Below are 9,641 nucleotides of genomic sequence, written 5' to 3' on the forward strand. Positions count from 1 at the left end.
CCGATGGTGAGCACCGGGTTCAGCGAGGTCATCGGCTCCTGGAAGATCATGGAGAGCCGGCGGCCGCGCAGGCTGCGCCAGGTGCGTTCGCTCGCTCCGACGAGTTCCTGCCCGTCGAGGGTGACGGAGCCGCCGACGCGGGCGGTGGGCGGCAGCAGGCCCATCACGGCCATCGACGTGACGGACTTGCCGCAGCCGGACTCGCCGACGACGGCGAGGACCTCGCCGGGGTACAGGTCGTAGGAGACGCCGTCGACGGCGTGGACGGTGGAGTCCGGGCCGTGGAAGGCGACGGTCAGGTCGCGGACGCTGAGGACCGGACCGGCCGGGGTCTGGGTGGCGGTCACCGGGAGCCTCCACGGGGGTCGAGGATGTCGCGGACGCCGTCGCCGAGGAGGTTGAACGCCAGGGTGGCCACGACGATGACGAGGCCGGGGAAGACGGCCATCCAGGGGGCGTCGGCGATGAACGGCTGGGCGCTGGACAGCATCACGCCGAGCGACGGGGACGGGGGCTGCACGCCGAGGCCGAGGAAGCTGAGCACGGCCTCGCCGATGATCGCCGACGGGATGCCGACGGTCGCCTGCACGATGAGCGCGGAGGTCGCGTTCGGCAGGATGTGGCGGAAGAGGATCGTGCCGTTGCCCGCGCCGTTGGCGATGGCGGCGCCCACGTAGTCGAGGTGCTTGAGGCGCAGGGTCTCGGCGCGGGTGATGCGCACGATCGCCGGGATCTGCGAGATGCCGATGGCGATCGTGGCGTTCTTGAGGGACGGGCCGAGGACGGCGGCGAGGCCGACGGCCAGGACCAGGAAGGGGAACGCGAGCATCGTGTCGGTCAGCCGGGACACGACGGTGTCGGCGAACTTGCCGAAGTAGCCGGCGAGCAGGCCGAGCGGTACGGCGACGACGAAGGCCAGCACGACGGCGAGCACGCCGACCTGCATGGACGCGGTGACGCCGACCAGGACCCGGGAGAGCTGGTCGCGGCCGAGGTCGTCGGTGCCGAGCCAGTGCGACCAGCCGGGTGCGGCGAGCGCGTTGTCGAAGTCGGGCTGCGCCGGGTCGTAGGGGGTGAGGACGCCCGACAGGAGGGCGACGAGGACGAACAGTGCGGCGAGCACGGTGCCGGTGAGGGCGAGCCGGTTGCGGCGCAGCCGGCGCCACAGGTCGGCGGCGCGGCCGCGGGTGCGTTCGGGCGCGGGGGCGCCGTCCGCCGCAGCGGGCGCGGCGGCGGTGTCGAGGGCCGTCATCGGGAGCCTCCCAGCCGGATGCGGGGGTCGACGACCGAGTAGAGGAGGTCGACGAGCAGGTTGATCAGGATGTAGGCGGCGGAGGTGAAGAGCACGACGCCCTGGACCATGGCGTAGTCGCGGGTGAACACGGCGTCGATGGTGAGCTTGCCGAAGCCGGGCAGGACGAAGACCTGTTCGGTGACGACGGCGCCCGAGATCAGCTGGCCGAGTTGCAGACCGAGCACGGTGATGACGGTGACGAGCGAGTTGCGCAGGGCGTGCGAGCCGATGACGGCGCGCGAGGAGAGGCCCTTGGCGCGGGCGGTGCGCACGTAGTCCGAGGACATGGCGTCGAGCATCGCGGCGCGGGTCTGGCGCATCACGACGGCGGCGAGGCCGGAGCCGAGCACGATCGCGGGGAGCACGAGGCGGCGCAGGTTCTCCACCGGGTCCTGGCCGAAGGGGACGAACCCGGAGGCGGCGAAGACGGGCATCGCGATGGCGAAGGCGAGGACCAGGAGCATGCCGAGCCAGAACGTCGGGACGGACATGCCGAGCAGGGCGATCGCGTTGGCCAGCCACTCCTCGGGCTTGCCGCGGCGCACGGCGGCGACGATGCCGGCGCCGATGCCGAGGACGACCGCCAGGAGCAGGGCGAGGGCGGCGAGTTCGAGGGTGATGGGCAGCGCGTCGAGGATCGAGTCGAGCACGGGGAGGCCGCTGCGTGCGGAGGTGCCGAAGTCGCCGGTGACGGCGTGCCGGAGGTAGTTCCAGTACTGGACGACGATGTTGTCGTTCAGTCCGTACTCCTCGCGGATGGCGGCGAGCATCTCCGGCGACGACTGCTCGCCGGCCATGGCCTGGGCGGTGTCGCCGGGCATGGCGCGCACGCCGGCGAAGACCGTGATCGAGACCAGGACGAGGGTGAGCAGGGCCTGTCCGACGCGGCGGGCGCCGTAGGAGGTGAGGAAGCGGCGGACGGCTGTCATCACTGGTCACCGCCCTTGAGGTAGCCGGCGCTCTTCATGCGGATGAGGCCGTCGCCGGAGAGGGCGATGCCGCTGATGTCCTGTGCGGCGACCGCGTAGTTGATGTTGCGGTAGGTGTAGATCACCGCGTGCCTGCGGTTGATGACGGTGGTGAGCTCGCGGTAGATCTTCTTGCGCTCGGCCGTGTCGGACGTGGAGCGGCCCGCGGCGATGAGGCGGTCGATCTCGGGGTCGGAGAGCTGGCCCTGGTTGTTGCTGCCCTTGGTGCCGACGAGGCTGTCGATGTTGCCCGCCGGGTCGGGCTGGCCGCCCCAGCCGCCGGTCCGTGCCTGGAAGTCACCGGCGTAGGTGCGCTGGAGCCCGGTGGCGAACTCGGTGGGCTGGAGCTTCACGTCGAAGCCGGCCTCCTTGGCCATGGCCTGGACGACCTGGCCGAAGCGGGCGTCCTCCGGCGTGGTGTTGATCATCAGCTCGAGCGGTACGGGCGTCTTGACGCCGGCCGCCTTGAGCAGCTTCTTCGCCTTCGCCACGTCCCGCTGGGGGCAGGTCGTGGGCGTGGACAGGGGGGTGCCGGGCGGCACGGGCCCGCAGGCGGGTGCGTACATGCCCTGGAAGACGACCTTGTTGATGAGCTCGCGGTCGAGCGAGAGGTCGAACGCCTCACGGACCCGGACGTCCCGGGCGAAGGGGGTGTCGACCTTGCCGGGCTTGCCGTCGATGCCGTTGTCGTTGCCGACGTTGATCGTGATCGCCATGTAGCCGAGCGAGGGGGTGTTGAGGACCTGGAGGTCCTTGTCGCCGAGGGCGCTGCGCACTTCGACGGGGCCCATCTGGTCGCCGATCTGGACGTCGCCCGAGCGGAGGTTGGCCAGGCGGATGTTGCCGTCGGTGATGGTCTTGTAGACCACGCCGTCGAGGTGGACCTGGTCCGCGTCGTAGTAGAGCGGGTCCTTCTGGAGCTCGATGCGGTCGCCGATGACGCGCTTGACGTACTTGAAGGGGCCCACGCACGACGGGTGCGTGGCGAAGTCCTTGCCGTACGTCGCGATGGCCTTGGGCGACATGATGAGGCCCGCGGTGTTGGCGAGCCGGCCGAGCAGCGGGGTGTCCGCGTGCTTGAGCTTCAGGCGCACCGTGTACGGGCCGATCGCCTCGACCGTGTCGACGGAGTCGATCTCGGAGGCGCGGCCGGAGCCCTTGAGGTGGAGGTGCCGGTCGAGCGAGGTCTTCACGGCCTTCGCGTCGAGCTTGGCGCCGTCGCTGAAGCGGGCGTCCTTGCGCACGTCGAAGGTGAAGGTGCGGCCGCCGTCGGTGATCTTCGGCATCGTGGACGCGAGCTGGGGCACGAACCGGTTGTGCTGGTCGACGTCGTAGAGCTGCTCGCACATCGAGGTGAAGACGGTGCGGGCGACCAGGGTGCCGGTCAGGCTCGGGTCGAGCATGTCGGGGTCCGACTTGAGACCGATGACGGCGGTGCCGCCGTCCCGGACGGGCCGGTCGTCGACGAGACGGGGAGCGGCGGCGCTCTGTTCACCGGGCGGGGCGAGTGAGCCGCAGCCAGTGGCGAACGTCAGCAATGCGGCCGCCGCGAGCACGGCGGGTAGGCGACGCACGGGACCACACCTCCTTACACGGACGGGGTGCGCGCCCGGCCGGGTCGCGCTGGGGCGTCACGGTATACCGGAGCGCCGTCCCGCCTGTTGGACACCGTCGACGATCCGCGGCTTTACCGCCTGAATGTGCAGGAGAAATAGGGTCATTGCGGCCGAGACGATATAGCGCCACTGGCGCGATCGTTACTGTTCCGAGTCTTTGGTATACCGCTTGGGGCTCGAGGGCGAGGTTCGACAGTGAGGCTCGGCAGCGAGGCTCAGTAGCGCTCGGCCGTGCCGAGGTACTGCTCGGCGAAGGCCGCGGCGGCCCGGGGCGAGGTGAACAGCCGGCGCAGCCGCGCCGCCGAGGTCCCCGCGCGGAACGGATCGCCGCCCGCCACCCCGTGGTAGACCTCCGACAGCCACTGCGAGAACTCCTGGTAGTCCCACACCCGGCGCAGCGCGGCCGACGCGTACCCGGCGAGTCCGGTGCCCTTGGGGTCGGCGCCCGTGCACCGTCCGGCGAGCGCGTCGCCGAGCAGGAAGGCGTCGTGCAGGGCGAGGTTCATCCCCTTGGCCGCTATGGGGGCAACGAGATGGGCGGCGTCCCCGGCGAGCAGCAGCCGGCCCGCGGCCATGGGCTCGACGACGTAGTCGTGCATGTCGAGGACCCGCTTCTCCAGGAGCCGCCCCTCGTTCAGCGCGGCGGCGCCGGACGCCGCGAGCCGCCGGTGCAACGCGGCCCACACGCGCTCGTGGGACCAGGCGTCCGGGTCGTCGCCGGGCGGGCACTGGAGGTAGAAGCGGGTCACCTCCGGGCTGCGCGGCATCTGCCCCGCGAACCCGTCGGGGTGGACGCCGAACAGCACCCGGTCCGCCGACGGCGGCGCCTCGGCGAGCAGCGCCAGCCAGCCGATGCCGTAGTCGTGCCGGGCCGTGCGGGCGCCGGTCGCGGTCAGCGCGGCGCGGCTGACCCCGCGCGCGCCGTCGCACCCGGCGACGTACGCGCAGCGCAGCACGCGGCGCCGACCGGTGTCGGGGCACCGGTAGGAGACGGCGGGACGGTCCGATCCGAGGTCGTGCAGGCGCACGTCGCCGACCTCGCAGCGCAGGTCGCCGCCGCGCAGGTCGGCGTAGCTGCGCACGAGGTCGGTGACGAGCAACGGCTGCGGGTAGATGTAATGATGACGGCCCGTCAGTTCCTGGTAGGGGAAGAGGTGGCGCTGCCCCTCGAAGCGGAACTCGCAGGCCGTGTGGCGCTCCGTCGTCAGGAGCGCGGGTGTCGCGAGCCCACGCTCGTCGAGGCCGCGCACGGCCCACTCCTCGATGACACCAGCGCGGGGCCGCCGCTCGATGGCCGCACGGCTCTCGACCTCCAGGACAACACAGTCGACTCCGGCGGCGCGCAGGATGTTCCCGACGGTGAGCCCCGCCGGGCCCGCGCCGATCACGACCACCGATGTGTCCTCGGCGGGAAGGGAGTTGAGGTCCTGGAGTCCGGTCACGCAGGTCATTATGGCGGCGCCGCGGGGACGGGCGTCAGACGGTGTCCGCTCGGTCGACGGTCTCGACGCCCTCCAGCGGCGCGCGTTCGAGGACGGCGACGGCCTCCGGGACGAGCGAACGCAGCCTGAGCAGGCCCTCGCCGGTCAGGGTGCGGCACACCGTGTCGCGTTCGGCGAGGACCTGACGGGTCAGCCGGGCGGGGAAGTCCGCGGGGGTGAGCGCGGCGCCGGGCCCCGCCGACCAGGTGCGTGCGACGGAGACCGGATCGGCGCACACCGCGAGCCGCCCGGACTCGACGTACCAGAGCACGATGCGCGCGCTCAGCCGGGCCCCCGGCGGCTCGACCGTCTCGCCCTGCGTCAGGTGCAGGGTGTCGAAGGCCTCGGCCAGGGCGTCCCGCACCCGGGCGTCGGCGCGGCCGAACAGATCGCAGTCGGCGAGCGGCACCGGCGCGTCCGGATCGAGCCCCAGCTCGGTGAGCAGGCGGTCCTCGCAGGTCTCCAGGGCGCGGCCGAGGTCGGGGAACTCGTCGGCGGGGCGGGCCATGGCCTGGCGCTCGTCCGGGTCGGCGAGCAGCATGCGGGTGCCGTGCGCGCGCAGGTGCTCGCCGAGCGAGCGCAGCAGGTCGGCGGCGACGGGTTCGACGCGGCCGACCCGGGTCAGGTCGAGCACGAACCACGAGACCCCGGAGGGGAGTTCGCGTGCGGCCCGCAGCGTCTGCTCGGCCGTCGCGAAGTCCAGGTCGCCCTGGAGGACGTGCACCCGGATCCGGTCGGGCCGGGCGTCGAGGGCCTCGCGCTGGACGCGGGGCCGGTGGCGCAGCGAGCGCAGCGGCGCGGGGTTCAGCGAGCGCGGCGGCATCGGCCGCCGCTCGGGGACGCTGGCCCGCATCAGGTGCAGCCCGAACTGGTCGGACAGGAGATGGCAGGCGGCGATCCCGCGCACGCTGTTGCCCTTCTCCTCCAGCGGCGGGCTGAACACCCCGATGCCGAACTGACCGGGCAGCGCGACGCCGATCGCCCCGGAGACCCCGCTCTTGGCGGGCATCCCGACCTGGAGCATCCAGCGGCCCGAGGCGTCGTACATGCCGCAGGTCGCCATCACGGCGAGGACGTGCTGGGCGTGACGCGGGGCGACGACCCGGTCGCCGGTGACCGGGTTGACGCCGCCACCGGCGAGCGTCGCGTGCATGACGGCCAGATCCTCGCAGGTCACGAGCACGGAGCACTGGCGGAAGTAGACGCCGAGCTGCTCCTCGACGTCGCCGGTCAGGGAGCCCGCGTTGTGCATGAGGTAGGCGAGGGCGCGGTTGCGGTCGCCCGTGGCGCGCTCGGAGGTGAAGACCGCCTCGTCGACGCCGAGCGGCCGGCCCGCGAAGGCGCTCAGCCCCTCCAGGATGCGGGCCGATCGCTGCTCGTGGGTGGCGCCCGCCACCAGCGAACTGGTCACGATGGCCCCGGCGTTGACCATCGGATTGGGCGGCCGTCCGGTGCCGGGCTCGAGCCGGATCGAGTTGAACGCCTCTCCGCTGGGCTCGGCGCCGACCCGGGCCAGCACCTTCTCCACCCCGTGGTCGGCCAGGGCCAGGGCGAACACGAACGGCTTCGACACCGACTGGACGGTGAACAGCGTGGCGGTGTCGCCGCTGCCGTAGACCTGTCCGTCCAGGGCGCACAGGCTCAGCCCGAACAGGCCGGGGTCGACCCGGCTCAGCTCGGGGATGTACGAGGCGGGCTCCCCGTCGTCGAGGTCGCGCAACTGGAGCCGCACCTGGTCCAGGAGCGCGGTCAGCGGATCGCCGGGCCCGTCCTGCTGCCCGGGTCGCACACTCTGCCCGTGTGGCCCGCTCTGCCCGTGTGGCCCGCTCTGCTCGGATCGCCCGCCCTGCTCGGATCGCCCGCTCTGCTCGTTTCGCACGCTCTCCATCGAAGCCCATCCGGGGCCGCGGCGCGTGTGCTGGTGCTCCGTTCCGTTCCGCGGCGGCTTGATCACCGGTGGCCGCGGGCGGCAGACTTCCCCCATGAGTGAAATCGAACAGAAGGCCGACCTCCGACGGTATCTGCAGGACGCCCGGGACGCCCTCCTGTGGAAGCTCGACGGACTGTCGGCGTACGACGCGCGCCGCCCGCTGACGCCGACCGGCACCAACCTGCTCGGCATGGTCAAGCACCTGACCGCCGTCGAGCTCGGGTACCTGTGCGACACGTTCGGCCGGAAGCACGGGGAGCCGCTGCCCGACCCGGAGGAGGACATGTTCGCGACGGCCGAGGAGTCCCGCGCCCTGATCGTGGAGCGCTACCGCCGGGCCTGGACCCACACCGACGCCGCGATCGACGAACTCCCCCTCGACACCGTCGGCACGGTGCCCTGGTGGCCGCCGGAGCGTGCCCGGGTCACGCTCCACCACGTCCTCGTGCGCGTGCTCGCCGACACCCAGCGTCACGCGGGCCACGCCGACATCCTGCGCGAGCAGCTCGACGGCGCGGTGGGCTGGCTCCGGGACAACGACAGTCTCGCGACGAGCGACCCCACTGAGCGGGCCGCCTACCACGCCCGCCTGGAGGAACTCGCCCGCGGCGCGGAGCAGGCCGGGGACTGAGCCCGGCTCGGCGTGCGGGCGGGGGCGGCGCACGCGACCATGGGCCCGGGGCAGCCACACGAGAGGACCGGCCCGTGCTGATCTACATATCGATGGTGCTCGGCACGGTCAGCGTGCTCTGCATCGGACTGATCGCGCGGCGTCTGGTGACCGACGACGTGACGCCCGGTCCCCCGGTCGTCGCCCTGGTCACCGCGTTCGCCGCCGTCGCGCTGATGCTCACGGCCACCGCGATGGGGCACTGAGGCCCGGGGCGGCCCGGAGCACCGACGCGGCTCGCCCGGTTCCCGCGGCCCGCGGGCCCGTCACCCGACGCCGACGCCGTCCCCGCCGCTCTCCTCCACGACGAACATCGCCGCCTCCTCCGCCGACGCGGCGCCGCCGTCCAGGCCCACGTCCTCGGCCAGCATGTCCTCCTCCGCGGCGTGGTGCGCGACCTCGTCGACCGGCTCGGCGCCCACGACCGCGTCCGGCTCCCCGGCACGGCCCGTGGGGGCGAGCCGCCCGGCCCGCCAGGTGCCCACCTCGTCGTCGAGCGGCTCACCGTCGCCGTCCCGCAGGTCGCCGCCGTCCTCGTCGCCGCCGTCGTCACTCTCGAGGGCCTCCAGCTCGTCGAGCACCGTGTCGGGCTGCTCCTCGGAGAGGCGCTCGTCCAGGGTCTCGCCCGCCCGCCGCTCGGCCGCGGTGACGCCCGTGTGCTCGACGGCCAGCGGGCGCTCGGGGGGCGAGTAACCCTCGTCGTACGGGTCGACGCCGCGGTCGTAGAGCGTGTCCTCGGCGTCGAGGATGCCCTGGTCCTCACGGGCGTCCGGGTCCCCCGGCTGGTACACCTCGTCGCCCATGGAGGCGTCGTCGCTGCGCTCCGTCATCCGGGGTCACCTCGTCTCGCCGCTCCCGGGCCCCCTCACGTATCCAGCGTGCGCCCGCTCGGCCGCGGCGGCACCTCGTCCGGGGGCGGACCCGCGCGGGCGCGGGCGCGAGGATGCCCCCGTGCGGCCGCTCTGTCCTGCCGGGCCCGCCGCTTCGCGCAGCGTCCGGTACCCCATGGGGTGGGGTTGCCGGCAGCCCCTTTCACGATCTTGCCGGGGTGGGAGGGCTCTCTGTGCGGGCCTTGCCCGTCTGTCCGTCCCGTCCGTCCCACCCGTTCGTCCGTCTCCTGTCCGTCCGAACCCCTCCCCCGGAACGAGGTCGTCGCATGCGCCGCGCCGGATTCCTGTCCCTCGCCGTCCTTCCCCTGCTCGCCCTGGCCCCCGCACCGGCCTCCGACCCGGGTGTGTCCGTGACCGCCCCGGCCGCCGCGTCGGTGCACCCGGCGGGCGGCACCCTGTTCGTCCGCTGGCGCAACGAGACGGGCCAGGAGCTGGACATGTGGCTCGTCCGGGGCGAGACCGACCGCGTCGTGCGGCTCTCCTCGAAGCTGTCCGGCGCCACGGCCGGCGAGACGGCGACGGTGCTGCCGCCCGTCCCGGACGGCGACGGCTACGCGATCGAGCTGTCGAACCAGGACGGCTCGCTGCGCGGGTACAGCGGCACGTTCGCCGTGGGGCCGCCACCGCGGGCCGTGCGCGGACCGGGTGCGTCCGGCGCCCGCTGACGGGTGCCGCCCGGGCCCGGGGACCGTACCGTGGCCCGCATGTGCTGGAGTGCGACGGCCGACCTGGTGGCGGGCGGTGCGATCACGGCGGTGGGAGTGGTGTGCGTGGCGCGGGCCGCACGGGTGC

11 protein-coding genes are annotated in these 9,641 nt (G+C 73.1%); 4 read left to right on the forward strand and 7 right to left on the reverse strand.

Going from position 1 to position 9,641, the window contains the following annotated elements:
* From GTW43_RS09170 to glsA, 6 genes are all read right to left on the reverse strand, one after another.
* On the reverse strand, nt 1–347 hold a 347-nt coding region (locus GTW43_RS09170; RefSeq protein ID WP_161301126.1), incomplete at its 3' end, for an ATP-binding cassette domain-containing protein.
* The gene (locus GTW43_RS09175) at nt 344–1,252 is read right to left on the reverse strand and encodes an ABC transporter permease (protein ID WP_161301127.1); all 909 of its coding nucleotides are present in this window, start codon (nt 1,250–1,252) and stop codon (nt 344–346) included. The genes GTW43_RS09170 and GTW43_RS09175, both read right to left, overlap by 4 nt.
* Complete coding sequence (locus tag GTW43_RS09180) at nt 1,249–2,223, reverse strand: ABC transporter permease (RefSeq protein WP_161301128.1); 975 nt, start codon at nt 2,221–2,223, stop codon at nt 1,249–1,251. The genes GTW43_RS09175 and GTW43_RS09180 overlap by 4 nt, the downstream gene beginning before the upstream one ends.
* Nucleotides 2,223–3,836, reverse strand: a complete 1,614-nt coding sequence (locus GTW43_RS09185) for an ABC transporter substrate-binding protein (protein WP_161301129.1) — start codon at nt 3,834–3,836, stop codon at nt 2,223–2,225. The genes GTW43_RS09180 and GTW43_RS09185 overlap by 1 nt, the downstream gene beginning before the upstream one ends.
* Before the next feature lie 257 nt (nt 3,837–4,093).
* Nucleotides 4,094–5,320 carry a 4-hydroxybenzoate 3-monooxygenase gene (locus GTW43_RS09190; RefSeq protein WP_343245945.1) on the reverse strand — a complete coding sequence of 409 codons (1,227 nt, stop codon included), beginning with the start codon at nt 5,318–5,320 and terminating at the stop codon, nt 4,094–4,096.
* A gap of 34 nt (nt 5,321–5,354) precedes the next feature.
* On the reverse strand, nt 5,355–7,148 hold the full coding sequence (gene glsA, locus GTW43_RS09195) for a glutaminase A (RefSeq protein WP_343245946.1): 1,794 nt from the start codon (nt 7,146–7,148) through the stop codon (nt 5,355–5,357).
* A gap of 193 nt (nt 7,149–7,341) precedes the next feature.
* On the opposite strand from glsA, the gene GTW43_RS09200 reads away from it, so the two are divergent.
* Nucleotides 7,342–7,920, forward strand: a complete 579-nt coding sequence (locus GTW43_RS09200; RefSeq protein ID WP_161301132.1) for a DinB family protein — start codon at nt 7,342–7,344, stop codon at nt 7,918–7,920.
* A gap of 74 nt (nt 7,921–7,994) precedes the next feature.
* Nucleotides 7,995–8,165, forward strand: coding sequence for a hypothetical protein (locus GTW43_RS09205; protein WP_161301133.1), 171 nt, complete (start codon nt 7,995–7,997; stop codon nt 8,163–8,165).
* 60 nt (nt 8,166–8,225) lie between these two features.
* Here the strand turns inward: GTW43_RS09205 and GTW43_RS09210 are convergent, their stop codons facing one another.
* Nucleotides 8,226–8,789 carry a DUF5709 domain-containing protein gene (locus GTW43_RS09210; RefSeq protein ID WP_161301134.1) on the reverse strand — a complete coding sequence of 188 codons (564 nt, stop codon included), beginning with the start codon at nt 8,787–8,789 and terminating at the stop codon, nt 8,226–8,228.
* Between the two features lie 326 nt (nt 8,790–9,115).
* Here GTW43_RS09210 and GTW43_RS09215 point away from each other — a divergent pair, with 326 nt between their 5' ends.
* Both GTW43_RS09215 and GTW43_RS38610 read left to right on the forward strand, forming a co-directional pair.
* Entirely contained in the window at nt 9,116–9,514 is a 399-nt protein-coding gene (locus GTW43_RS09215; protein ID WP_161301135.1) for a Ser-Thr-rich GPI-anchored membrane family protein, read from the forward strand.
* Nucleotides 9,515–9,553: 39 nt separating this feature from the next.
* Nucleotides 9,554–9,641 (forward strand): DUF6629 family protein (locus GTW43_RS38610; protein WP_343245947.1); only part of this gene is annotated, 88 nt, incomplete at its 3' end.

The organism is Streptomyces sp. SID5785, from assembly GCF_009870065.1.
GTDB lineage: Bacteria > Actinomycetota > Actinomycetes > Streptomycetales > Streptomycetaceae > Streptomyces.

Excerpts from the sequence above, each read along its gene's own strand:
- GTW43_RS09175 (WP_161301127.1), bottom strand. The coding sequence starts at position 1,252 with ATGACGGCCCTCGACACCGCCGCCGCGCCCGCTGCGGCGGACGGCGCC.
- GTW43_RS09180 (WP_161301128.1), bottom strand. The coding sequence starts at position 2,223 with ATGACAGCCGTCCGCCGCTTCCTCACCTCCTACGGCGCCCGCCGCGTC.
- GTW43_RS09200 (WP_161301132.1), top strand. The coding sequence starts at position 7,342 with ATGAGTGAAATCGAACAGAAGGCCGACCTCCGACGGTATCTGCAGGAC.
- GTW43_RS09210 (WP_161301134.1), bottom strand. The coding sequence starts at position 8,789 with ATGACGGAGCGCAGCGACGACGCCTCCATGGGCGACGAGGTGTACCAG.
- GTW43_RS09215 (WP_161301135.1), top strand. The coding sequence starts at position 9,116 with ATGCGCCGCGCCGGATTCCTGTCCCTCGCCGTCCTTCCCCTGCTCGCC.